Consider the following 23,021-nt stretch of genomic DNA (forward strand, 5'->3'; position numbering starts at 1 on the left):
TCTAACAAACTTGCAAAGTAAACTTCGTGACCAGTGTGAAGCAGTACGCAGAGGAATGACCCGTATCGGATTCCTGCTGCGAGACAACGTACATGTCCAAACCTTCTATTCCATTCATCGATAAGCTTTTGCCGTCTAATAGATGGAAAAGGTGGTTCGCGATTTGATGCGCTAGCTCGATATTGCCAGGAGCGATTACATCTAATCGGAAAAAGCTGGTGAGAAGGAGCGGATTATCGGTGTCGCGCTTTCCAGAGGTTGCGTAGAAGGAAAGGAGCGGCTTCGCAACATCAGATAGCGGAGCGAGTTTTCTTCGCTTGATAATTTGCTTGGATAGGGAGTCCTTGTCTTCTGGAGCAATTCCGAGTAATGCGAGCAACTGACTATCCGTAGAAAGTAGTTCATAGAGATGGTGGTAGAGGTCGACAACCATGAATGATTCACCTCCTTTTCTAGGGATTTTTGAAACAAGATGTGCTCCTTCCACGTTCATAGATTAGACAGATAGGGAGGATGTCTCCCTTGAAATATATAATTGGTTCGTATAGAAGCCAGGAGGTCATAACATTGCGAAGTGATGGAATACAAATCATCATTAAACAAACAAAGGAAAAAGTTTCTGCGAAGGCGCTCGAAGATCATGAAGCCGTAGTTGGGATTATGGCGATGGCAAAGAACTTCATGCTGAATGAAGAAAGTGTGCGTCACATTATTCACGAGGTTTTTGATGGAGATAAGGAACGAATGGCAAAGGCTTTGACAGTAGCCAGCCATTTGATTGATGAAAGTTTGATTCAAAAAATCATTGCAGATGTAAAGTAACCCGTCCACAGCGGGCTTTTTCTTTTGAAAGGGAGATAACTCATTCCAAACTGTCTATTCTATTTCCAACGAATAAGAATGGAGGGGAAAAGAATGAGAGAATCCAAAAAAGCCGTATTGTATGTCGTAATTGTTGCTGCATTAGCTGAATTTCTGCTAGGAGAGGATATCGATCGCGAAGGCTGGGAGGAGCTCAGTGACGCGCTTGGCATGTTGGGAATGGATCTGAACGAGGTTTTCACAGAAAATGCTTCCTTACTGCTTGGACTTCAAAAAGTTTGTCAGGAATTTGGGAAGATGAATATCACAGAGGAAATGATAGAGGAATTATATGTAGAGGACCAGCTGGAATAAACGGCTGGTTTTTTTGTTTTTAAATTCCGCTTAATTCATCCCAAAGCGCTTCGTATAGATTCAACAAGAAGCAAAAGGAGGGGAGAAGCCATGTACTATCAGATTAGTTTTTCGGCAGATGGAGAGCAGGTGCAGGTCATGAAATATACGTCGACCCAAGACACCCCCATAGCCGTTTTGGAAGAGTTCTTTCGCGAGCATGTTCAAGTGAATCCTGCGTCCCTAAAAGGAATTGGGATCGTCAGGATCGGTGAGTAGCATGGCCTGTCAGGGATGTGATTATGAAAAAGCCTGCCAAAAGAAAATGACAGTCAACGACATCTTGATGTCAGCAAAGGAACAGGATGTCGTGCCCATGACTTGTCGCTGTGTGGTTCATGACATTTGCCGCGATTGCCAATGGTACATCAAGCGTCAGTGTGCCTCCTGGAAGATTTTGAATGGAAAAGTATTCACGGCTGGAACCTTGCAAACTTGCCCAAAAAAAATTTTGAAAGCTGGTTGCTAAAACCCTCCTCCCATTACCTAGTGTGATAGAGCAACTATGAATAGGAGCATGGGGAGGGGATGAAGTTCATGACAGATCAACTTCACCAAATGGACGAGTTATTTTTCGCAGGGAAAGTCGATGATTTTTTGCAGAAGGCCAAGGAAAACTGTGAAGCCAAGCTGACAGGGATGACGTTTGCTGGAATGACTCATGATGATGTCGTCCAGGAGGTTCTTTTAAAGGTGTATCGCACGATGAAGGATTACGATCAGGAAAAAGCCAGAGTGACTACCTTTGTCGATCATGTGATTACGAATAAAATTCGCGACTGCTTGCGAAAAGCTGGCACGCAAAAAAACCTGACAAACAGTAATGCAGTTCTAGTCTCTAGCGGAGATGAGAATGAAGAGGAAACGATGATCAGCCGTATTGCCGCTCCGAGTGAGGAGTTTCGATATGAGGAAGTAGAGATGATGCTCGACATCATGGAGTATATGAAGCTGTCCACGCGAGACAAGCTGATTCTCCAGATGAGAAGTGAAGGCTATTACCATGAGGAAATTGGCCAGAGATTCAATATCAGCAAGGAAAGAGTGTGTCAAATCATCAAGGCAATTTTGAAGCAGTACGGTGAGCTGTAGACATACACAAATAATCGATGAAAAGGAATGATCCAGCATGGCAGTTTTGTTGAAAAAGATGAATGAGGAATTAACCGAGGAGCTCTCCCATCAGGTCATTGGAAAATATGTACACGTTCCGACCAATATGCATACAACACCTACAGCAGAAGGTGGAGAAGAAGAGGTAAATATCTGGTTCGGCGGTTGCGTAGCGGGCATTGAAAAAGCAGTCATTGCTTTCGATTACGAAAAGCAGGAGTTTCGTGAGGAGCCGTTGACCTACACAAACTTTTTACTGACCGACGGTATGGGATACACGGTAAACCCACTCGACTCCGAGATTTATGAGATTACAAAGGAAGAATTCGAGCAAATGCTAGCAGATCATCTGGCTACTCAGGCTGCTGAGTTAGAAGCAGAGAAAAAGCTTCGTGAAGCAGCAGAGGAAATCTCGACAAATGAGGAGACGGAGTAGTGCCATGAGACAGCCCACGATTGTCGCTTTCGAAGGAATTGATGCCAATGCGAAGGAAGCCCAAGCGGCGTTGCTGGAAGAAAATTTGAGATGCCTCGGATATAAAGTGAAAAGAGTATCATTTCCGCGTTTAGATACTCCGATCGGAGCGGTCATTGGCATGTGGCTTCGCTGCGAAATTGAGCTGGATGAGAAAGCGGTAGGAAAGCTTTTTGAAGCGGACTTTCTGGACTATCAGCGAGAAATGGCGAGGCTTTCGAAGGAGAACGTTGATTTTATCATCATTGATCATTATGAACTGTCCAATTACTACTACTTCTATATAAAAGATACTCCCCTTTCCTGGTATGCCACGATGAGTGATTTGACGAAGCGACCTGATGCAACCTTTTTTCTGCGAACCGAAGTAGATGCGAATCATGTCATGCTGCTAAAGGTACAGGAAGCCTATCTTTCTCTTGCCCATGCTTCGCGCCGATCGGTACATACACTGGATACGGCAATCGGCGTGGAAAGAATGCAGAAAAACATTCTGCAAGCAGTCCATCAGCTACATCTGAAAAAGCGAGTTACGTGCTAACAAAGTTCATCGGCATTGTTGCCGCAGTGTTCATTCCCGTAAATGCTGTACTGCCAGTCGTAGAAAAGGGACTGTCGGAAGTTCATCCTGTGGTGAAGCTGGCCGGGGACATAGATAGGCAGTGGTATAGAAAAAAGGAGCTTTCCAACGTAATCACACAGGTTGCACCGAGACTTGATAAAGCTACAGTCGAGCTTTATACAGAAACAATTTTTGGATTATCTGAGCAATTTGAAATAGATCCGGTTTTGATCATGGCGATGATCTGGCAGGAAAGCCGTTTTCAGCACGACGCGATCTCCGGCAAGGGGGCAAGAGGATTATTACAAATCATGCCGCGCACAGGAAGCGGGCTGGGAGTTCACCCTGATGACCTATTTGATCCCGTGATCAATCTACAGACGGGTATCAAGTATATAGATCTCTTGCAAAAGAAATATGGAAATCTTCGTTTAAGTATCATCGCCTATAACCAAGGCGAGGGAAATGTCGACCGAAATCGTTATCACGATGGCTACTATACAAAAGTCATGGCCCACTACAAAAAAATGAGCGGCTTATTAAGAGGATCATAAAGATAGGCTGGGAGGAGGTATTATGAGTGAGCATGCTGTGTTCGTAAATCAGAGATTGGGTAAGAAAAAAGAACAATATTCCTTGTATAACATGGAGAATATTCGCCGCTGCAAGGAAGATAGTGAGTATCTTGGTGAAGTTATACTCGCAAATGAAGAGCTCATTTGGCATTCTGTGCACAAATATATCGGAAAGCCGGAGACATTAGTGAAGCAATATTGTTTGGAAAAAGCGGATATTTTGCAATTGGGGAGAATGGGCATCATCAAGGCAATCAAAGCCTTTGATATAGCAAGAGGCGTGAAGTTTTCGTCCTTTGCAGTCATAACGATTGTGAGGGAGATCAACTGCTTTTTGCGAGATAGCGGAAATATTGTACGACCGACTAGAACGGCAACAACGATTCTCCATCACATCAGTAAAATCGAAGCAGACATGGGATATCTCCCTACCATAGAAGAATTGTCCCAATTGTTGGGTGAAAATGTGGAACAGATCAAAAAAGCGCTGGATGTCGGGAGACCAGTGAAGTATTTACAAGAGCCATTTTTGAAGGCATCCGCTTCTAGCCATGAAGCTGCCACCGCTCTGGATGTCTTGAAGGACGAAGGACGAGACGTGGAAGAGTACGTGCTGGACAAGCTATATGTTACTGCTTTGCTTGCGCAACTGCAAAATCAAATTTCATTAAAAGAGTGGCAAGTCCTGCAACTAAGGATGGCAGGCTACAATCAGACACAAACCGCAGAATTTTTAAATGTATCCCAAATGTGTGTATCAAGAACTATGAAAAAAATACAGAATATTTCGAAAAATAGACTTTCCTAATCTTATTTTTCAATCCCCACCCAAATAGGAGATAATAGAGGAGCACTCCTATTATGAAAAGAGGTCGATCACAAAATGAAATACTACCGACTCGGTGGCAGTGGATTGAAGGTATCGGCATTGGGATTAGGTACGAACTCATTCGGGGGGCGTGCGGATGAGCTAACGTCAGTAAGCATCATTCATACCGCAATCGAAAACGGGATAACCTTTATTGATACGGCAAATATTTACACGCAAACAGAATCGGAGCGAATCATTGGGCTGGCTCTTGAAGGGAAGCGGCACGAGGTCGTTTTGGCGACGAAGGCTGGTTTGGTAAAAGGCGAAGGACCAAATCAGAGAGGCTCATCGCGATACCACCTGATGCTGGAGCTGGAGAACAGCTTGAAGCGTTTGCGCACCGATTATGTGGACTTATATCAAATTCATACGTTTGATCCAGAGACGCCTTTGGAGGAAACACTCCGCGCACTAGATGACATGGTTCGATCCGGGAAAGTGCGTTACATCGGGGCTTCCAACTATGCGGCCTGGGAATTGATGAAGGCAATTGGCATCAGTCAGCGGGAAGGGCTGAATCGATACATATCGACGCAGGTGAGCTACTCATTGGCAGATCGGACACCGGAGCGTGAACTCGTACCGCTTTGTCTTGATCAGGGGGTGGGAATCATTCCGTACTTCCCGCTTGCTGGCGGAATTTTGACAGGCAAATATACCTCCGCAGAACAGGCTCCGGCTGGTTCGCGGGCGGACAAGGAGCCGCGTTTCGTCCGGTTGTTAAGTGAAGACAAGCTGGAGTTTGGACGTAAAATCAGTCGGATAGCGGCGGAGCTAGGTGTATCCTCCAGTGTGCTGTCTCTGGCTTGGCTTATGCACAAGCCGGCTGTCTCTTCGGTGATCGTGGGCGCGACCAGTGTAGGGCAGCTTACGGATAATTTGCAAAGTACAGCGTTGGCGTTGGATGAAGCGACCTTGGCAGAGCTAGACCGATTGAGCGATACGTATCGAAATGGGGAACCATTTGCCGTATATCGTTTGCCGTAACAATGATGACTAACATGTTCAGTCCCAAAGCCTCCTTGAATAGGGGGGCTTTTTTGCGTTCAGCATAGACCCCGCAGCCATGAGGGATAGTAAACATATCCCGAATTGGAAAAAGAGTGATTCGAAATGATTGATACAAAAAAACAATCTGCGCTTTTTCATTGCTCGCTGGACGAAAATCTGGAAAAGGTGAAAAAAGAGCTGGGCAACAGCACGGATCTCGTGACGAGGCAAGTACGTCTGGAAGCAGTTGATCAGATTGTGGTAGGAATTTTGTACACCGAGGGCCTGGTCGATAAAAATATGATTAGCAGCCTCATGGAGTCTCTGATGCTCCATGCAAAAAAAGCGCACATCCCGGCGGAAGCCGAGTGCGAAGAAAGATCATTGATACTAATGAAGGATTTCCTGCTGACGATCGGTGGAGTGGAAGAGGTCTATGACTTTGACCATTTGTATGATGCGCTATTGACGGGGGATACCGTTATTTTGGTAGATGGATGTTCCTACGGCTTTATCGCAAATACGAAGCAGTGGGAAGACCGTGGTGTTCAGGAGACTTCTGTGCAAACGGTGGTTCGGGGTTCCAGAGAAGCGTTTTCGGAAAACCTCCGAACCAATACGGCTTTGGTGCGCAGGCGGATCAATAATCGCAAACTTTGGTTGGAGACCGTGCAGATCGGGGACATGACACAGACCAAAGTCGCCATGATGTATATAAAAGGAGTCGTGCAGGACAGCGTAGTGGCAGAAGTAAAAGAGCGGCTGGGAAAGATTGAGATCGACGGAATTTTGGAGAGCGGGAACATTGAAGAAATGATTCAGGACCATACCTTCACGCCGTTTCCGACCATCTACAATACAGAGCGTCCAGACTCGGTGGCAGCCGGGCTGCTGGAAGGGCGCGTCGCCATTCTGGTGGACGGTACACCGATTGTTTTGTTGGTACCAGCCGTCTTTGTCCAATTCTTCCAGTCTCCAGAGGACTATTACATGCGTGCAGATTTTGGGATCCTGCGTATTTTGCGGTTTATTTCTTTTTTTATCGCGTTGCTTGGTCCATCCATTTATGTTGCTATTACCACCTTTCATCAGGAAATGTTGCAAACGAACCTGCTCATGAGCATAGCAGCCCAGCGTGAAGGAGTGCCATTCCCTGCTGCAGTCGAGGCGCTGTTGATGGAGTTTACCTTTGAAATGCTGCGAGAGGCAGGAGTGCGCATGCCGAGGGCGGTTGGATCAGCCATATCCATCGTGGGAGCACTTGTGCTGGGGGAAGCGGCTGTGCAGGCAGGACTGGTTTCACCCGCTACGGTCATCGTCGTTTCCATTACGGCAATAACCAGCTTTGTCTTCCCTTCCTTTTCCATGTCCATTCCGATTCGACTGTTGCGGTTCGGCTTGATAGCACTTGCCGCCAGCTTTGGTTTTATCGGCATATTTGTGGGGATGATCGCCTTGTGCATTCACCTGTGCACCTTGCGCTCGTTTGGTGTCCCGTATATGGCTCCGCTGGCCCCAGTGAATCTGGCGGATCAAAAGGATACGCTGCTTCGGATTCCTATCTGGATGATGCATACGCGTCCCCATTTTTTGCGCCAGAAAAACAGCGTCAGAGAACGAAAAAGTAAAATATAGCGCAAGTATCGAGCCGAGGTGATGAAAAATGATGAACCGAGGTGGAGACGGCATGAAACGAAAAGGGGTGTTCCTCCTGAGCCTTGCTCTTCTCGTTTTGTTGACAGGCTGCTGGAATCGTAGAGAATTGAATGATTTGGCGATCGTCATGGGAACAGGTATCGACAAAATTGACGGAGAGTACGTGATATCCGCCCAAATCGTCAATCCGGGAGGGGTAGCGTCAAAAGAGGGAGGGGGAATGAACCAATCATCTGTTGCGACTTACAGCATGCAGGCAGCTAGCATTTTTGAGGGAATCCGGAAAATGACAACGGTAACCCCGAGAAGGCTTTACTTTTCCCATATCCAGGTGCTGGTTTTGGGGGAGCAGATAGCAAAAGAAGGGGCAAAGGAAGTGCTGGATTTGTTATTTCGCGATCATGAGGTCCGGCCTGACTTTTATGTCATTCTAGCCAAGGACGCGACAGCACTACAAATTCTCAGCATGATCGATCCACTGGAAAAAATCCCGGCGACGAAGCTTTATAAAAGCTTGGAAACAGCAGAGAGTGCCTGGGGATCGATTGTCTCCATTCAATTGGATGAATTTATTGCGGATTTGCTACGGGACGGGATCGAGCCAGTGTTGGTAGGCGTTAATCCGAAAGGGAAGGTACATATGGGGACTTCCGGGAGTAATTCCCAAAAGGAAAGCCAGTCATCGCTGTTGAGGTATCACGAAATCGGTGTCTTCAAAGGAGACAAGCTACGTGGGTGGTTTAACGAAGAGGAAAGCATCGGATTCAGCTACATCACAGACAGGGTGGACAGTACAGTAGAAGAAATTCCTTGTGATAAAAACAATAAAATTGTCATTGAGATCATCCGAAGCAAAACAACTGTCAATGGCAAGGTGGAAAAAGGAAAACCACAAGTGGAAGTGAGCATTTCCGCAGAAGGCAATGTGGGCGAGGTAGCATGCAGCAACGATTTGTCCGATCCCAAAACCATCTACAAATTGGAAGCTGACGTAGAAAAGCAGATCCGAGGCAAAGTCGTAAGCGCCATCCATAAAGCGCAAAAGCAATACCGATCGGATGTTTTTGGATTTGGCCAGTCGATCTACAAAAATGACCCCAAAGGGTGGGAAAAGGTAAAAGAGGATTGGGATTCTCAATTCCCCAACCTGAAAGTGAAAATCAAAACAGACGTGAAGATCAGGCGAACAGGAAAAGTGGGCAATTCGTTTATTCCTTTCATGAAAAAGGAGTAGAGCATAACTTTTTCCATCCATGGAAATGGTAAAGGTAATCCTGCAAAAAAAGTAGGTGCACTGCACAGCATGTGGACCATCATATTGATTTTGCTGATCAGTCTACTCATTGCCCTCTTTGAGGTGCCTTATTTGAGAAGGAACGCGATGAAAAAGGAAATGCTGGTTTTCTTCATTTTGCTTGTAGTTGGGACGGGACTTGGGATAGCCGAATCGCTTAAGGTGAGTATTCCCAACCCCTTGGACTGGATCACATTTGTCTATAAACCATTCAGCGACTTCATTTTGGGAACTGTGGAATGAAGCAGAAGCCAGCAGCGAGGCGGGGGAGCGAGAGGAATTGATAGACAACGGTCATATTAGCGCAAGGCAATTCATGATACTCGTGGCGCTCTTCGGGATTGGTGATGCGATTTTGTACGTACCATCCCTTACGGCTACCGCTGCCAAACAGGACGCCTGGATCTCCGCCTTCATGGGGTGGGGGGAAGGCTTTCTTTTAACCTACCTGTATGTTTCGCTGAGTATGCGGTATCCGAACAAGTCTATCTTTCAGTACAGCGAGGAAATATTGGGAAAGTGGATAGGGAAAGCGGTGGCTGTTTTGTTCATCACCTACTTCTTCATCGACGCTTCGCTCATGCTGATGGAGATTGGCGATTTTGTCACGACGCAGATTATGCAGGAGACCCCCATTGAAATTATTCTTGTCCTTTTTTTGGTGATCATCGTTATGGGGGTCCGCAGTGGACCAGAAGCCTTTTCTCGGGTGGGTGAGCTGTTGTTTCCGTATTTTTTGTTGCTTTTTTTTGTCTTGATCGCATTTATCTCCCCCCAGATCAAAATAGAAAATCTGAAGCCTGTGGTTGCGCATGGAATCGCTCCTGTTATCGGGGGGAACTTCCGATACGTGGGTTATTTGCTGGAAACGGTCATTCTGATCGTGATGTTTCCCTTGGTAAAAAGACCAGCGCGTGCTGCCAAAGCTTATATCTGGGGCATCCTTTTCGTGAATTTTTGCCTGACGATGATTACTTCTGTGGCAATCTTGGTTTTAGGCGCCGATATTACTGTACTACTCGCCTACCCAAGCTACACACTTGCGCAAAAAATCAGTATCGGCAATTTTTTGGAGCGAATAGAAGTGATGATGGCCGTCATCTGGTTTATCACGCTCTTTGTCAAAATTACTATTTGCTATTATGCGACGAGCTGTGGAATCGCGTATACAATGGGGTTGCGTGATTACCGCCAATTGACACTGCCACTGGGGATGATCATGATTGTGGTGGCATTGGCGACGATGCCTAACCGCTCTTATTTTGATACTTTCGTTTCAGAAATTTGGATGCCTTATTCCTTGACGTACGGTTTGTTCTTGCCCGTTCTCTTGCTGAGTGTGGGGGCCTTAAGAAAAAAACCAGTTTGCTAGCCCTGTGAGCTGCAGACTGGTTTCTTGTGATTACGCGTCGAGTGTCTTACTCAGCAGCCATGCTGCTTTCTTTCAAGATAACGTCATGTGCGCCGCCTTCTACCAAGCTGGTAGCAGAGATGACGGTGATTCGCGCTTTATGCTGAAGCTCTGAGATGGAGAGCGACCCGCAATTGCACATGGTCGATTTGATTTTGCTCAAGGTACGGTCTATGTTCTCGCGCAGGCTTCCTGCGTATGGTACGTAGGAGTCTACACCTTCTTCAAAGACGAGACTGCTTTTGCCGCCAGTGTCATAGCGTTGCCAGTTGCGAGCGCGGTTGGAGCCTTCTCCCCAGTATTCTTTCACGAAGTTGTTGCCGATCTTCACTTTTTTGGTCGGGCTTTCGTCGAAGCGAGCGAAGTAACGTCCCAGCATGACAAAGTCTGCACCCATAGCCAAAGCCAGTGTCACGTGGTAGTCGTGTACGATTCCGCCGTCAGAGCAGAGCGGAACGTAAATGCCTGTTTCCTTGAAGTACTCGTCGCGAGCTGCTGCCACTTCAATGAGGGAAGAGGCTTGACCGCGTCCGATTCCTTTTTGCTCACGGGTGATGCAGATGGAACCGCCGCCGATCCCTACTTTAATGAAATCTGCGCCCGATTCCACGAGATAGCGGAAGCCTTCCTTATCGACGACGTTACCTGCACCAATCGGAACATTGAAGTTTTCTTTTACAAATTGAACCGTCTCGCGCTGCCATTCGCTGAAGCCATCGGAGGAGTCGATGACCAGGATATCAACGCCTGCTTCCACCAACGCAGGAACGCGCTCCTTGTAGTCCTTTGTATTGATACCGGCACCTACAATATAGCTCTTGTTCGCGTCCAAAAGGGACAGCGGATTGTTTTTGCGGGAATCGTAGTCCTTGCGGAAAACGAGGAAGTCGAGATTTTGATTTTCATCTACGATTGGCAAGCAGTTGAGCTTGTGCTCCCAGATCAGGTCGTTGGCTTCGGAGAGCGTGATGCCGGATTTGCCATAGATCAGCTTCGAGAATGGTGTCATGATGTCGCTGACGAGTTTGTCCTGAGAGTCGCGGCTGATGCGATAATCGCGACCGGTTACGATTCCGAGCAGCTTGCCTTTTGCCGTACCATCTTCCGTAATGGCAACGGTGGAGTGGCCTGTCGCCTCTTTCAATTCCAAAATGTCTTTCAGCGTATGGCTTGGCGTCAGATTGGAACGGCTCACGACGAAACCAGCCTTGTAGCCTTTTGCTTTGCGAACCATGGTTGCTTGGCTCTCGATGGACTGGGAGCCAAAAATAAACGAAATACCGCCACATCTAGCCAATGCGACCGCCATATGATGGTCGGAAACTGCTTGCATGACTGCGGATGAGAACGGTATGTTTAGTGAGATGGCAGGCTTTTCACCTTTTTTATACTTGGTAATCGGAGTGGATAAGTCCACATTGTTCGGTGTGCATTCTTTTGTGGTGAGATTTGGCAACAGCAAAAACTCATTAAACGTCCGAGATGGTTCTGGGTAATAAAAAGCCACGATTCTCTCCTCCTAGGTGAAATTGATTTTTGAACTGCCTCTTTTAATAGAGAAATTTTTACCATGTTAACTGTGAAGTACGACAACGTCAATAGGGAATTGTTAGAAGGAGTGATTTCTTTGCTAAAATTGCGAACAGGTCATGAACAACGCCAGCTTTTGGAACAGATTTCGTTAGAAGATTCGTATATTTTATACGGGAATATGTACTTGCGAACGGACAGGAGCGTCGTCGTAACGGACAGCGTCCAAGGAAAATTAACGGCCATCGGGTCTTACTTGAAGGGGATGCCGTTTCACGCATTTTCTCTTCATGTGGTAGAGGGGGAGGAAAATTACGAAGTGGAACCGATGCTCTCCTATATGAAAGAAGTACTTGATGGCAGCCTGCCTGATGGACAAAAGGGCGTGATTGCACTAGCAGAGTCTTGCCAGGCGCGCGTACAGATTCCGAATATACTCGCCACACGTACTATGCATTTAATGAAATTAAAATATCCAGAGCGTCTTTTACCTGCGGGAAAATCACGGATACTGGAGTTATCCGAAGCAAAGATCGTGGAAAATATGGCGGCAGAGCTCGGCATGATTAGTTTCCGGGCGGAGGAAGTCGCAGAAATGCCACACATCGCGCTCTTTTCTGAAGGGGGAGAGCCTATGGCCGTAGCAGGCTTTCATATCTATGACGAAGCCTACGTAGAAATCGGGAACATTGGAACATCTGTTCATCATCGGCAAAAAGGGTTGGGTACGCAAATCAGTTCAGACATTTCCCGGATTGGCTTGGAGAAGTCAGCAAATGTTTATTTGATGGTCTTTGCGGATAATCCCACGGCGATACACGTATATGAGAAGCTGGGTTTTGGCATGGTGTCTTCCTTCGCTTTTATTGAATTTCTCCTTTAGAATAGAAAAAGAGAGGACAAGTGTCCCCTCCTGGTTTTGCTGTCTCCCCAGTCTCATGTTGTATGTGTAGAATCCGATTTGAAACATAAACGAAACCACTGATGATAAGCGTATTTATCTTGTCTACCAGCCGGGATCAGGGTAGTAACTTGGTTTTGTTGGTTTTGGCTCCATTGACGGTTCAGCCGTCAATGGTACTACAAATAGCGCAGAAAATACACATAAAGACAGAATCAATTTTTTCATGAGTACCCACCTTTCATGATTGGAAATTGATTCCATTATACACTTTTGACAATTTTTGGAGTAGATCGAGAGAAAATTTCTTTCCGTTTATGATGTGGTATTCCAGAAGTGTAGTGAAGCTCCGATTTACTTCTTCCAGCGCACCGATTTTCCCAAAATAATTTAGGCTTTCTATAAGACTGTTCACGCCCAACTCTTCAGAGTCTTGTTGAAGATAAAAAACACCTTTAGCTCGGTAATATAGGCCCAATTGTTCATATTTGCTTGGAGTGTTAGGGGCTGCCGGTATTAACGTAGACTCTGTCGAAAAAATATTCTGCATACCTTCTTTGTTATTCATCGTTAAATAGATTGCCAGTAGGTCATTTGCGATAGGAAGTCGGTCATTTTGATCTTGGCGCTCCAAGCACTCGTATAGAGCGGGTATCGCTTTAGTGAACTTTTCAGTCTTTACATATAGTTTCGCTCGAAGATATTGTGCGTTTTTACGCACTTGAGGGAAATTGAACTCATCGTATTTGTCTAGGTACACGTTCGCGAGGATATAGTCTCCGAGTTCCATATACGATGTGATAATTGTTAGGATAGCGGCCGCTTTTCTCTCACTCTGACTCGGATCTTGGTCTATTCCTTGTTTGCAGAGCTGGATACATTCTTCGTACAATTTTCGGCACCATGCATGTACTCCTAACTTGTAATAAGCAAGAATACGCTCGTCCTTATGTAAGTAGCCCATGTAATGCAGTAACTCTTTACCCTCTATGTAGGTTTGATCTAATTCTTTGAAATTCTCGCGGCGAATCATGTACTTTTGGTACAAAGAGCGGGCTAAATATACAGGAATTCCATGTTCACGGGAGTAGTGAGAAATGATATCGTAGATCGCCACGCGCAATTCTCCCTTTTCCATGTTGCCAGCCAGTTGGTATAGGTAATCCAGTGACAAAAATGTATTATTTTTAGGGCATTCAAGTAGTCGCAGCGCAACTTTTTGTATAAGGCTGGTATTCCCCTGTTCTAGTACAACTTCTAATAAAAATTCAAGAGTTTCTATACGCTTGATCTTATCTAAATACGGTGTAATTGCCTGAAATAAAGGTATCTTTAATTCTTTCGCTAACTCGATAACATTACGCATGTTTGGACGAGTGAGAGAATCTGTTTCGATTTTACTAATTGTAGCGGTCGATATCTCTGTCTTGTTTGACAATTCAGCCAATGTTAGATTAGCTCTTTCTCGATAAGTTTTTAGTACGTTGCCAAATGTTTTGACTTCTAACACAACTACATATCCCCCCTCAGTAAATTTCTTTTTATGGATACTATAGCATGTGGTTTTGACTGAAAGTTACATATTTAACCATTTTTTCTAATTGGAATATATTTTCTAGAAAAACCGAAATAAGGTTAATATTGGAAAATGTGATATAGTTATTCCTATCAATATAATAAGGAGTGAAAGGCTATGAAAAGATTCAAATGAGTGTTAGTTCCTTTTGTCACGTTCTTATTGTTACTAGCTCCCGTATTAGTAGTATCGACACCTGCGTTCGCTGAAAGTGCAGAGAAAATCGCTGAGATCTCAGAACATGTAACTGAGAGTACCGAGGACGCAATTGATTTTGAGAAATAAGCAGAGGGTGTAAGTTCAAATGTGTTCAGAATTGAATGGATTTTTATAATTGACTTTAAGTAAATGAGGATTGTAGTTTGAAAAAATGTAAAAAAATATAGGAGGTAAATTTAATGTTAACCAAAAAATTTATTACATTATTTTTGGCTGGTAGTCTACTGGTCTCTGGGGGAAGTTCTGCGTTTGCGGAAGCGCCAACTGTTAAATACGAGCAAGTAAGAAATGTGAAAATTAAAGAAATAACTTGGAATACGCCTGTCGAGTATGATTTTGAACCGTTACCCATAAATAATGGTAGTCCTAAGCCAACGGCAGTTCCTGATGAAACTGAGTATGAAGTAGATAGAAACGTAAGATACAAAGTCCCAGGTAAGACATTCGAATTTAGGAACGAGGGTTCATTACCGGATGCTTTAAGTAGGAGTGTTTCAAGGAAAACATTCCTGACTTTTAAGGGAAGTGCACAGTATGAGGCTAAAGTTAATTGGGGATTGATTGAGGGGAAAGTTGGGGTCAGCGCAGAGGTTTCATTCGGAACAGAGACTACGGAAACCACCACAATGACTTGGAATATTGCCCCTATGACGATCACTACTATCGAGTATGGTTCAAAGGCAATACAATCTATTGGGAACCTTGTCACGTATTCGGGTTCAAAAGTGAAAAAGAAGTCCTATGTAGATGCTAAATATTCGTATATTGAATACAGCGATAAGAAAGAAAGAAAACTCTAATGAAACCCTTTTTTACACTAATTACATCTAGTTTATTTCTGACAGTATCACTCCTCATTAGTGGTTGTGTATCAGACCAACCACCCGATTTAGTAGAAAAAAAAGCAGAGCCAACAGGTATTGGAGAAAAAACAGCTGAAAACGATGCCCCAACTAGCCCGATAAAAAACAAACCCTACCTATCAGTTACGGACTATTCAGAAGAAATTAGCGGACACCATATAAAAAACTCCATACTCAAGATCGTAAAAAAGGATGGCATTGCCAATTTAGAAATGACCATTAACATCTCAGATTATTTAATTGACAAATTGTTAAGTACTGAAAAACCTTACTACTTCACTTTTGGAGATATGCTTGGGGAAAAAACAATCGCTAACTTATTGGTTGAATCTCCGTCAGTAGTTACTATTGTGTTAAACAGAGTAGATAACAACTATATTATTTCACAACAGCTAAAGCTAAAAGAAAATCTATCGCATGAAGAGGAGCAAGCGCTTCTTTCTCCCAAGAACTATGTGTTTCAAGTGTTAAATGAAGAAAAGCTTGCGGTTTCGACCTTTATCGGTCTTGAAATTGCAACGATAATCTACGATCAGTAAAATAATTGCAGTCCGATAGCCTGTTCCCAAAGTTGTATTTCGAAAAAGAAACACGTCAGGTTCATGGACGTGTTTCTTTTATTATACATACACTTTTATACTTGCACGTGTCCTCTTCTATCAGTTCAATCTGCCTTTAAACTCAATAGGTACGATCATTGTAAAGCAAGGTCCATCTGGATCGTTGCGGGCATCAATCGTCCCTTTATGTGCTTCCAAGACGGCACGGGCAATAGCTAGTCCAAGCCCATGCTTGCCCGACTTTCCTTTGCGGAAACGCTGGAACAAATGCGGCAGCAGCGCTTCCTCAATGGGGGGACCATCATTGGAAATCGTGACGACGACGCTTTTGCCCGCTTGTCTCCCTGAGATCGTAAGTCGGCTGTTGGCGTAGCGCAGTTGATTCTCCATGATATTGACGAATGCAGTGCTCAATTGCTCGCCGTCTCCCTCCACGATCAGGTCGTCTGCCAGATTTAACTCCCACTCGATTTGCGGATTGAGCACGGAGAGCCGCTGTTTTAACAAGTGCATCATCTCTGACAGGTCGACACGGTCGACTTGCATCATTTGCGAGACAGACTCGATCTTCGTGATATACAAGAGCTGCCCGACGACCTTTTCGAGGCGCTTGCTCTCCTCCATGATGATGGAAAGCCCTTTTTCAGCCTGAGGGCCCTGGAAGACGCCTTCTATGAGTCCTTGCGTGTATCCTTGAATCGCCATGATCGGTGTTTTGAGCTCATGGGAAATATTTTGGACAAAATGCTGCTGCGACTCGTCGTATTCCTTCAGTTGGTTTTTCATCATATCGAATGAGCGGGCGAGCTGTCCGATCTCATCCCCGCGATCCATTGCAAGCGGGATATCGAACTGACGACGAGCGATCTTTTTGCAAAGCTCTTCAAGTGTGCGGAGCGGTCTGCTCAAATACCCGCTAAACCACACGGCCAAAAGCCAGCTTACAAGCAGCAGCAGACCAAAAACGAGCAAAAACTGACGAGTCAAAATCGAATTGATCTGGTTGAGCTCCTGTTCCTTGGAGAACAGCACCATGTAGTAAGGGAAGCCGTGGTAGTCCATTTTTTTGCTGACGAACAAATAGCTCTCGTCTCCACGGTCCAGCGAACCATGCTGCAGCTTTTGACTTGGGTATGTGGCTGCTTTTAGGAACAGCTCCTTGGAATCCTCATACGGAATGCGGCCATTGCTATTGCTCCGGCTGCCCAGCTCTTGACCGTTCTCGGCATAGACAATCATATCAAAGGAGTACTCATAGCGTTGGAGCAAGAGCTGTAAAAAGTATGGGGCAGCAGCCGGAACAGGCAGGAGCTCATTATGCTCATTGAAGGAGATATGCTGAGATAATGTGTAAAACTCTTCTTCCAAGAGCGAGTAAGTGTTGGATACCAGATACTGTTTGACAGCCAGTGGATACCCGATGCCAAGGCCAACCCCGAGGACGCTTGTCAGGATCATAAACAAAATGAGGATTTGCCTGGAAATCGGCAGGTTTTTCAGCCTGAATTTGCTCATATACGCGTCATTCGGTAGCCGAAGCCATAGACCGTCTCCAATGGAAACTTAGGCATTTTTTTGCGGATGCGCTTCACCAAGTCATCGACAGCTCGATCTGAGCCGATGTAGTCTTCCCCCCAGATGGAGGTTAGAATCTGCTCACGATTCAAGGCCAGACCTTGATTGTGCAAAAGGTAGACAATGAGCTCGAATTCTTTGGTGGTTAAATCAATAAGCTCGTCGCCTTCTTTTACTTGTCTGCCTTTTTCTGAGATGATATAAGGATCGATCGTTACCCAATCTTGGAAAGTCTGGGTAGAGGAAGCAGCGGCACCAGGCTTCTCATAGGTGCGCTGGAGCAGCTTTTTCGCACGGATGACTAGTTCCCGAGGGAGAAATGGCTTCGCCAAGTAGTCGTCGCTGCCTAGTTCCAGTCCGATGATTTTATCGACATCCTGATCACGAGCGGAGATGAAGATGATGGGGACATTCGACTTTTCGCGGATAAGACGCAAAAGCTCATAGCCGTCGATGTCGGGCATCATGATGTCCAAAATCCACAAATGTGGTTGTGTTTCTTCATCAAGTAACGGCAAGACGTCCTTGCCGCTAGAAAACGCTTTCACTTGCAATCCGGCATTTTGCAAATACGATTGTAGCAAGTCCAACAGGTTCGTTTCATCGTCCACCAGATAGACGAGGTAGGGGGTATTCATAGATTTCGGCCTCGCTTTGCATCTGTTTTATATCCGTATTGTAGCATAGCCCAAAACCAGATGTGTGGCACGGACGTATGAGAATCGTGGAAAACGTGTGGAAGCAGGATTCTCCTCTATCCTTCTGGAAAAAGAAACAGGGAAAAAAAGACAACGAGAGATGGAAAGGAGCGATTCATATGAAACGAACAGTCAAATCGTCTCTCATGGTACTAGCCTTCATGCTCTTAACGACGGCTTGCGGTCAAAAGCCAGTGGACACCCAACCTAGTCCGCAGATACCTGATCCGCTTGTGCAAACGCCACCGGAAACGAATCAGCCCATCGAATATGCGTATAAAGCACCGATGACAGGAATTGGAAGTCAAGAAAACCTGGGGAGCAAACGCCCGATCATGGTGATGATCAACAACGCTCCGCCAGCACGGCCACAAACAGGCATCAACAAAGCGGACATGATTTATGAGGTATTGTCAGAAGGGGAAATGACCCGTTTTCTTGCGATATTCCAAAGCCAAAAGCCGGAAGTAATTGGACCTGTCCGCAGTATCCGCCCTTATTTTATCCAGATCGGGACTGGTTTTGATGCAGTCCTCGTCCACGCGGGAGGCAGTCCAGATGCGCTGGAAACCTTAGCGCGAAAAGACCTCAGTCATCTGGATGAAATCCCGAACGGTAAATACTTTTGGCGCGAAAAATTCCGCAAAATGCCACATAACCTGTACACCAAGCCAGAGCTTTTGGAAAAAGCGATGCAGGATAAAGGCATGCGTCAAACGGCAGAGGTGCCTCGCTTCACGTTCCTGCCGGAGGATACCGAGATCAAGGAAGGCGAGTCTGCTACACAGGTAGATTTGACGTTCCACTCATTGAATAAAGCGGCTTTTACATATGATGCCGAGCAAAAAAAATACATGCGCTTTACGGCAGGCAAGCCGCATTTGGACTTGAGCGACAAGAAACAGTTGTCCACGACCAATCTATTGGTCATCTCTGCCAAACACCGCGTGCTGGATAAAGAAGGGCGTCTATCGGTCGATGTAATCGGTCCGGGGGACGGTTATTTGTTCCAGCAAGGAAAAGCGCGCAAGATCAAATGGAAGCGCAGCAATGGTGTCATCCGTGCCTATGAGGACGCGGCTTTGACGCAAGAAGCACCACTTCTTACTGGAAATACTTGGATTTCCATATTGCCGAACTCACCGGGTCTGTCAAAGTCCCTCAAGTTCCAGTAAGGATTAGGGGTTGCGGATGAAGGCGGTTTCTTCTAAGATAATTGGTGAAGCTTTAGTGCTTAAAAATTGTACAGTGAGAAATCGCTCGATAGACGTATATATAACAGAGGTGACAGACATGCAATTGGAAAAATTAAAAGGAAAAGGACTCGAACAGCTGTTTGAAGCTGTTCTTTCCCTGGAAACGATGGAAGAGTGCTATCAATTTTTTGACGATCTGTGCACAGTGAACGAAATGCAGTCACTCGCACAGCGCCTAGAAGTGGCGAGAATGCTCCGCAAAGGCTTTACTTACAATCAGATTGAAGCAGAGACCGGGGCAAGTACGGCGACGATTTCCCGCGTCAAACGCTGTTTGAACTATGGAAATGACGGGTACCAGATGGCACTTGAGCGGATCGGAAAATAGCTAGGAGGCAGGCAACGTTGATTGACTATCGTGGCTGGCGCCATACATTTAAACTAGACCCGGATAAAACAATCGATGACGAGGCCTTGGAGGCGATTTGCGAGTCCGGAACAGATGCGATCATTGTGGGCGGCACGTACGGTGTGACCTATGACAATACACTTGAATTGATGTCGCGATTGCGTCGTTACGCAGTACCGGCTGTCCTGGAGATTTCCTCGCTGGATGCAGTTGTGCCGGGATTTGATTCGTATTTGATCCCGCTCGTATTGAACGCTGGCGATCCAGACTGGATTTTTGCTCCCCATGTATCGGGGCTTCAAGCGTTTGGTGCTTATATTCATTGGGATGAGATCATTACAGAAGGATATATCATCGCCAATCCACAAGCGGGCGTAGCACAGCTGACAAAAGCACGTCCGATTGCGGATGCCACGCAGGCCAAAGCGTACGCGCAGGTAGCGACGAACATTTGTCGTTTGCCGATTGTCTACATGGAGTACAGCGGTACATACGGCGATCCGACAATCGTAAAAGCTGCCAAGGCAGGCGCGGGCGAAGCCCACCTCTTTTATGGCGGCGGGATTCGTAACCCGGAGCAAGCGGCAGAGATGGCTGCGATTGCAGATACGGTTGTTGTAGGGAATGTCATTTATGATGATCTCGCTGCTGCATTGGCTACTGTGAAGGCCGTTAAGGGAACAAGCAACTAAAAAACCACCTCCCCAACTTATGATTGGGCGAGGTGGTTTTTCATGTCTGCTTTAGTTTTTCAAGGGAAGGGTTACGCTCCAGTCGACATCTTTGTTTTCTTTCAATTGCTCTTTAATGGAAATCGTCAGTTCTTTCGGGATGGCTTTCAAATCTTTCACCAAATCGAGTGGACCGCTCAAGACAATATTGCCTTTTGCATCTCTTGTTAGTGAGCCTTTGAAATAGCCGGTGTATTTATTGCCATTTTCATCAACTGCTGCAAATTTATCTACGTCCGCAACACCTGGTGCCAAGGTTGCATCCAATTGCATGGTTGCACTCATTCTCTTCCCGTTCCTAATCGTTTCTTCTTTTACCGTAAAATTCGAGAAGGTGAACACGTTACCATCATACTCAGTCGTGACAGGCTTGTCTTTCAGAGCATCAATGGACAGCTTTTGCTCAAAGTCTGCGGAAGTGGTTTGATAGGTCGCTCCCACTCTAAAGGTCAGGTCTTTATCTGTTGGCAAGGAGTGAAATGTGAGAAAGTTAACTTTTTTGCCTGTGGATGTGTCATCGACAACACGGGCAAAGTAGTTTCTGGCTACATTTTTGTAATATGGCTGTGGGTACCTCTCCTTGTTCCCTCTGTCCATTTCGCTCCATTTCGCAAGCACCGCTCCCGTATCATCCACAATTTCATAGGTAAGATCCTGAGAGGTATACTCTGCCAAGGTGTTCTCGATGACGAGTTCCATCTGGCCTGGTGTCACCATGACTTGTTTCAGATCAATCAATTCGCCATTCGGAGCGGTGTATTGTTTATGGATGGGAACAATTCTTGTGTCTTTTTTCGCTTTGGAAATGTCAACCGGAAAGGTGACCTTCCATTTCCCGTCAATACCTTCGACGTCCTTGATCACAAGATCGATGTTCAATTCATCTGGAATTTCGCTCGTATCACTAAAATAGGTTTGGATGGGACGACTGAGCATAATGAGCTCGCTCTGTCCTTTTACTGACGTCAAATCCTTATGCCCGATTTGAAATTCCTGATCATAGTTTGTAAACGTCTTACCATCCTTATCTGTTATTTTCAATTCATAGGATGTAACATCGTCCTGCAAAACACGCGAGAACAGATCCTCAATTGGTTTTCCATTCTGATCCTTGATGGTAAAAAGAATTCTGACATCCCTTGAGTCCGCCATGACTTCTTTTACTTCAAGGGTCATTCCGTTATCGACAGCTTTCAGATCAACTTTCTGGTTATAGCCTTCTTGAAGGCCACGTTGGATGAGGAGATTTGTGGAGGCCAGTGTTTCAAAAAGGCTACTCTCTTGCGTTTGCTTCAGCTGAGGCTTGATGGTAGATGCATACAATCCATGTACATACGTTGCAAAAGAAGGGGAGGTGAGTGTGCCAAAATAGACGACTGCTGCTATTCCTGCGACGGCGATCGTTGCTTTTTTCACGATATCCAGACTCCTTTTTTTCCAATTGGTTTTTCTTTGTAATTTTTGTCTCTCTGATCGTTTCAGCACGTGTATAGGGTAAGGGGGAAGATTCGCCATGATGCCATGAATGACTGCTTCGGACGGTTCGTCTGTCGCCAGTGATTCTTCTGGGTCTTCCAGCTCGTCCAGCTCCTGTTTCAATCTACGCTGGCAATGACTGCATTCTTCCAAATGGGCGGCCATGACCTCAGCTTCCTCTGGCTCAAGAAGGTCGTACAAATACAAAGCAATTTGTCCTTTATCTAAGCATTTCATAGATGAAAGTCCCCCCCTTGCCCTGCATGCCCGATTGCTTCCCTCAGCTTGTCTTTTCCACGAGACAGGCGCGTCCGCACAGTACTCGACGGGATCGACAGTCGATGACTGATTTCCTCACAACTCAAAGATTCGAAGTAGCGCAATTCGAGGACGATCCGATACTTTTCTTCGACGGACATCATCCTTTGACGCAACAAGCGCTGCCCCTCCTTATTCAGAAAGGCAACCTCCGGCGTATGGCTATCCACTGGTTCTATCTCTTCGCTGGCGGTGAGTTGCAGCTTCCGCTTGCGCTTACGCAGCTCGTCCAGACAGTGGTTGGCCGCGATCCGGTACAACCATGCAGAAAAATCGTAGTTTGTTTTATATTCTGGTAAATGGTAATACGTCTTGATGAAAATTTCCTGCACGATATCCTGTACATCCGGTGTATGTCCCAGCATTTTACGAAGAATGGAACTTACTTTTCCGTGGTATCTGGCAATGATCTCGGAGTAGGCGTCTTTGTTCCCTTGCAAGACCCGCCCGATGATCACTCGATCTTCCTCCATTTGTGCTCCCCCTAAGCAAAAAAGGCTCGCTGCGCAGCTTTTCCTTTTTTGATCAAACAAAAGTGATCTTAGTGAAATTTTCCCGTTACATCCTAATACTACGAATTCCAAAAGGAAAGCGTCCCAAAATAAGGGGTATTTTCCAAAGAGAATCAAAAGTTTTTTCCTAAAAGAAGGAATTTTGAAATTTTTAATAGAAAATGGAAGGAAAATACTATTGCATACGAAATAAATAGTCGAATATTACCAAAATATATAAAACTTTGCTAATATTTGTAGATTTCTGTAAATTTATGAAATATAATCAACTTGTCTTTATTTTTAAATCAAAGAG

General features: G+C 45.5%; 26 protein-coding genes. 19 read left to right on the forward strand and 7 right to left on the reverse strand.

Going from position 1 to position 23,021, the window contains the following annotated elements; translation table 11 throughout:
- Position 1: 1 nt before the first annotated feature.
- Entirely contained in the window at positions 2-433 is a 432-nt protein-coding gene (locus ODZ53_RS20325) for a hypothetical protein (protein WP_372679535.1), read from the reverse strand.
- Between the two features lie 134 nt (positions 434-567).
- Between ODZ53_RS20325 and ODZ53_RS20330 the strand changes: the two genes are divergently transcribed.
- The 13 genes from ODZ53_RS20330 to ODZ53_RS20390 all read left to right on the forward strand — a co-directional run bounded on the left by ODZ53_RS20330 (position 568) and on the right by ODZ53_RS20390 (position 10,123).
- Positions 568-822 carry a hypothetical protein gene (locus ODZ53_RS20330; RefSeq protein ID WP_173626883.1) on the forward strand — a complete coding sequence of 85 codons (255 nt, stop codon included), beginning with the start codon at positions 568-570 and terminating at the stop codon, positions 820-822.
- A 93-nt stretch (positions 823-915) separates the two neighbouring features.
- Complete coding sequence (locus ODZ53_RS20335; protein ID WP_372679537.1) at positions 916-1,176, forward strand: hypothetical protein; 261 nt, start codon at positions 916-918, stop codon at positions 1,174-1,176.
- A 90-nt stretch (positions 1,177-1,266) separates the two neighbouring features.
- On the forward strand, positions 1,267-1,434 hold the full coding sequence (locus tag ODZ53_RS20340; RefSeq protein ID WP_012684395.1) for a hypothetical protein: 168 nt from the start codon (positions 1,267-1,269) through the stop codon (positions 1,432-1,434).
- Between the two features lie 318 nt (positions 1,435-1,752).
- Positions 1,753-2,307, forward strand: coding sequence for a sigma-70 family RNA polymerase sigma factor (locus tag ODZ53_RS20345; protein ID WP_012684397.1), 555 nt, complete (start codon positions 1,753-1,755; stop codon positions 2,305-2,307).
- Between the two features lie 37 nt (positions 2,308-2,344).
- Positions 2,345-2,764: a hypothetical protein gene (locus tag ODZ53_RS20350; RefSeq protein ID WP_087342257.1), complete on the forward strand. Its 420-nt coding sequence runs from the start codon at positions 2,345-2,347 to the stop codon at positions 2,762-2,764.
- A 4-nt stretch (positions 2,765-2,768) separates the two neighbouring features.
- Positions 2,769-3,344, forward strand: coding sequence for a dTMP kinase (locus ODZ53_RS20355; RefSeq protein WP_372679540.1), 576 nt, complete (start codon positions 2,769-2,771; stop codon positions 3,342-3,344).
- The gene (locus ODZ53_RS20360; RefSeq protein ID WP_372679542.1) at positions 3,338-3,919 is read left to right on the forward strand and encodes a lytic transglycosylase domain-containing protein; all 582 of its coding nucleotides are present in this window, start codon (positions 3,338-3,340) and stop codon (positions 3,917-3,919) included. The genes ODZ53_RS20355 and ODZ53_RS20360 overlap by 7 nt, the downstream gene beginning before the upstream one ends.
- 22 nt (positions 3,920-3,941) lie before the next feature.
- Positions 3,942-4,748 (forward strand): sigma-70 family RNA polymerase sigma factor, encoded by an 807-nt coding sequence (locus tag ODZ53_RS20365; protein ID WP_372679544.1) that lies wholly within the window; start codon positions 3,942-3,944, stop codon positions 4,746-4,748.
- Positions 4,749-4,823: 75 nt separating this feature from the next.
- Positions 4,824-5,798: an aldo/keto reductase gene (locus ODZ53_RS20370; protein WP_372679546.1), complete on the forward strand. Its 975-nt coding sequence runs from the start codon at positions 4,824-4,826 to the stop codon at positions 5,796-5,798.
- A gap of 126 nt (positions 5,799-5,924) precedes the next feature.
- Positions 5,925-7,436 carry a spore germination protein gene (locus ODZ53_RS20375; RefSeq protein ID WP_372679548.1) on the forward strand — a complete coding sequence of 504 codons (1,512 nt, stop codon included), beginning with the start codon at positions 5,925-5,927 and terminating at the stop codon, positions 7,434-7,436.
- 52 nt (positions 7,437-7,488) lie between these two features.
- Complete coding sequence (locus ODZ53_RS20380; RefSeq protein ID WP_372679550.1) at positions 7,489-8,691, forward strand: Ger(x)C family spore germination protein; 1,203 nt, start codon at positions 7,489-7,491, stop codon at positions 8,689-8,691.
- Positions 8,692-8,760: 69 nt separating this feature from the next.
- Positions 8,761-8,994: a hypothetical protein gene (locus ODZ53_RS20385; protein WP_372679552.1), complete on the forward strand. Its 234-nt coding sequence runs from the start codon at positions 8,761-8,763 to the stop codon at positions 8,992-8,994.
- A 37-nt stretch (positions 8,995-9,031) separates the two neighbouring features.
- The gene (locus ODZ53_RS20390) at positions 9,032-10,123 is read left to right on the forward strand and encodes a GerAB/ArcD/ProY family transporter (RefSeq protein WP_372679554.1); all 1,092 of its coding nucleotides are present in this window, start codon (positions 9,032-9,034) and stop codon (positions 10,121-10,123) included.
- Positions 10,124-10,169: 46 nt separating this feature from the next.
- Here ODZ53_RS20390 and ODZ53_RS20395 read toward each other — a convergent pair whose 3' ends face one another.
- Positions 10,170-11,669, reverse strand: coding sequence for an IMP dehydrogenase (locus ODZ53_RS20395; protein ID WP_372679556.1), 1,500 nt, complete (start codon positions 11,667-11,669; stop codon positions 10,170-10,172).
- A gap of 111 nt (positions 11,670-11,780) precedes the next feature.
- Here ODZ53_RS20395 and ODZ53_RS20400 point away from each other — a divergent pair, with 111 nt between their 5' ends.
- Positions 11,781-12,575, forward strand: a complete 795-nt coding sequence (locus ODZ53_RS20400) for a GNAT family N-acetyltransferase (RefSeq protein ID WP_343206980.1) — start codon at positions 11,781-11,783, stop codon at positions 12,573-12,575.
- 259 nt (positions 12,576-12,834) lie between these two features.
- Here the strand turns inward: ODZ53_RS20400 and ODZ53_RS20405 are convergent, their stop codons facing one another.
- On the reverse strand, positions 12,835-14,103 hold the full coding sequence (locus ODZ53_RS20405) for a helix-turn-helix domain-containing protein (protein ID WP_372679558.1): 1,269 nt from the start codon (positions 14,101-14,103) through the stop codon (positions 12,835-12,837).
- Between the two features lie 464 nt (positions 14,104-14,567).
- Here ODZ53_RS20405 and ODZ53_RS20410 point away from each other — a divergent pair, with 464 nt between their 5' ends.
- Positions 14,568-15,188 (forward strand): hypothetical protein, encoded by a 621-nt coding sequence (locus ODZ53_RS20410; protein ID WP_372679560.1) that lies wholly within the window; start codon positions 14,568-14,570, stop codon positions 15,186-15,188.
- Complete coding sequence (locus ODZ53_RS20415) at positions 15,188-15,790, forward strand: hypothetical protein (protein ID WP_372679562.1); 603 nt, start codon at positions 15,188-15,190, stop codon at positions 15,788-15,790. The genes ODZ53_RS20410 and ODZ53_RS20415 overlap by 1 nt, the downstream gene beginning before the upstream one ends.
- Before the next feature lie 120 nt (positions 15,791-15,910).
- Here ODZ53_RS20415 and ODZ53_RS20420 read toward each other — a convergent pair whose 3' ends face one another.
- Both ODZ53_RS20420 and ODZ53_RS20425 read right to left on the reverse strand, forming a co-directional pair.
- On the reverse strand, positions 15,911-17,326 hold the full coding sequence (locus ODZ53_RS20420; RefSeq protein WP_372679564.1) for a HAMP domain-containing sensor histidine kinase: 1,416 nt from the start codon (positions 17,324-17,326) through the stop codon (positions 15,911-15,913).
- Positions 17,323-18,024: a response regulator transcription factor gene (locus ODZ53_RS20425; RefSeq protein ID WP_012684409.1), complete on the reverse strand. Its 702-nt coding sequence runs from the start codon at positions 18,022-18,024 to the stop codon at positions 17,323-17,325. The genes ODZ53_RS20420 and ODZ53_RS20425 overlap by 4 nt, the downstream gene beginning before the upstream one ends.
- A 179-nt stretch (positions 18,025-18,203) precedes the next feature.
- On the opposite strand from ODZ53_RS20425, the gene ODZ53_RS20430 reads away from it, so the two are divergent.
- The 3 genes from ODZ53_RS20430 to pcrB all read left to right on the forward strand — a co-directional run bounded on the left by ODZ53_RS20430 (position 18,204) and on the right by pcrB (position 20,381).
- The gene (locus tag ODZ53_RS20430) at positions 18,204-19,259 is read left to right on the forward strand and encodes a DUF3048 domain-containing protein (protein WP_372679566.1); all 1,056 of its coding nucleotides are present in this window, start codon (positions 18,204-18,206) and stop codon (positions 19,257-19,259) included.
- Between the two features lie 118 nt (positions 19,260-19,377).
- Entirely contained in the window at positions 19,378-19,668 is a 291-nt protein-coding gene (locus ODZ53_RS20435) for a YerC/YecD family TrpR-related protein (RefSeq protein WP_007717484.1), read from the forward strand.
- 17 nt (positions 19,669-19,685) lie between these two features.
- Positions 19,686-20,381 (forward strand): heptaprenylglyceryl phosphate synthase, encoded by a 696-nt coding sequence (pcrB, locus tag ODZ53_RS20440; RefSeq protein WP_372679569.1) that lies wholly within the window; start codon positions 19,686-19,688, stop codon positions 20,379-20,381.
- Between the two features lie 51 nt (positions 20,382-20,432).
- Here pcrB and ODZ53_RS20445 read toward each other — a convergent pair whose 3' ends face one another.
- Together ODZ53_RS20445 and ODZ53_RS20450 are read right to left on the reverse strand one after the other, a co-directional pair.
- A complete protein-coding gene (locus ODZ53_RS20445; protein ID WP_372679571.1) occupies positions 20,433-22,133 on the reverse strand; it encodes a DUF4179 domain-containing protein in 1,701 nt (566 codons plus the stop codon).
- The gene (locus tag ODZ53_RS20450; RefSeq protein ID WP_372679573.1) at positions 22,130-22,687 is read right to left on the reverse strand and encodes an RNA polymerase sigma factor; all 558 of its coding nucleotides are present in this window, start codon (positions 22,685-22,687) and stop codon (positions 22,130-22,132) included. Before ODZ53_RS20450 ends, ODZ53_RS20445 begins: the two co-directional genes overlap by 4 nt.
- Positions 22,688-23,021: the final 334 nt, after the last annotated feature.

This window comes from Brevibacillus sp. BD137 (genome assembly GCF_041644655.1).
GTDB classification, from domain to species: Bacteria; Bacillota; Bacilli; order Brevibacillales; family Brevibacillaceae; genus Brevibacillus; species Brevibacillus brevis_D.

Excerpts from the sequence above, each read along its gene's own strand:
- ODZ53_RS20365 (WP_372679544.1), top strand. The coding sequence starts at position 3,942 with ATGAGTGAGCATGCTGTGTTCGTAAATCAGAGATTGGGTAAGAAAAAA.
- ODZ53_RS20335 (WP_372679537.1), top strand. The coding sequence starts at position 916 with ATGAGAGAATCCAAAAAAGCCGTATTGTATGTCGTAATTGTTGCTGCA.
- ODZ53_RS20350 (WP_087342257.1), top strand. The coding sequence starts at position 2,345 with ATGGCAGTTTTGTTGAAAAAGATGAATGAGGAATTAACCGAGGAGCTC.
- ODZ53_RS20375 (WP_372679548.1), top strand. The coding sequence starts at position 5,925 with ATGATTGATACAAAAAAACAATCTGCGCTTTTTCATTGCTCGCTGGAC.
- ODZ53_RS20355 (WP_372679540.1), top strand. The coding sequence starts at position 2,769 with ATGAGACAGCCCACGATTGTCGCTTTCGAAGGAATTGATGCCAATGCG.
- ODZ53_RS20435 (WP_007717484.1), top strand. The coding sequence starts at position 19,378 with ATGCAATTGGAAAAATTAAAAGGAAAAGGACTCGAACAGCTGTTTGAA.
- ODZ53_RS20345 (WP_012684397.1), top strand. The coding sequence starts at position 1,753 with ATGACAGATCAACTTCACCAAATGGACGAGTTATTTTTCGCAGGGAAA.
- ODZ53_RS20385 (WP_372679552.1), top strand. The coding sequence starts at position 8,761 with ATGTGGACCATCATATTGATTTTGCTGATCAGTCTACTCATTGCCCTC.
- ODZ53_RS20450 (WP_372679573.1), bottom strand. The coding sequence starts at position 22,687 with ATGGAGGAAGATCGAGTGATCATCGGGCGGGTCTTGCAAGGGAACAAA.
- ODZ53_RS20410 (WP_372679560.1), top strand. The coding sequence starts at position 14,568 with ATGTTAACCAAAAAATTTATTACATTATTTTTGGCTGGTAGTCTACTG.
- ODZ53_RS20420 (WP_372679564.1), bottom strand. The coding sequence starts at position 17,326 with ATGAGCAAATTCAGGCTGAAAAACCTGCCGATTTCCAGGCAAATCCTC.
- ODZ53_RS20425 (WP_012684409.1), bottom strand. The coding sequence starts at position 18,024 with ATGAATACCCCCTACCTCGTCTATCTGGTGGACGATGAAACGAACCTG.
- ODZ53_RS20340 (WP_012684395.1), top strand. The coding sequence starts at position 1,267 with ATGTACTATCAGATTAGTTTTTCGGCAGATGGAGAGCAGGTGCAGGTC.
- ODZ53_RS20445 (WP_372679571.1), bottom strand. The coding sequence starts at position 22,133 with ATGAAATGCTTAGATAAAGGACAAATTGCTTTGTATTTGTACGACCTT.
- ODZ53_RS20325 (WP_372679535.1), bottom strand. The coding sequence starts at position 433 with ATGGTTGTCGACCTCTACCACCATCTCTATGAACTACTTTCTACGGAT.
- ODZ53_RS20430 (WP_372679566.1), top strand. The coding sequence starts at position 18,204 with ATGAAACGAACAGTCAAATCGTCTCTCATGGTACTAGCCTTCATGCTC.
- ODZ53_RS20380 (WP_372679550.1), top strand. The coding sequence starts at position 7,489 with ATGAAACGAAAAGGGGTGTTCCTCCTGAGCCTTGCTCTTCTCGTTTTG.
- ODZ53_RS20415 (WP_372679562.1), top strand. The coding sequence starts at position 15,188 with ATGAAACCCTTTTTTACACTAATTACATCTAGTTTATTTCTGACAGTA.
- ODZ53_RS20370 (WP_372679546.1), top strand. The coding sequence starts at position 4,824 with ATGAAATACTACCGACTCGGTGGCAGTGGATTGAAGGTATCGGCATTG.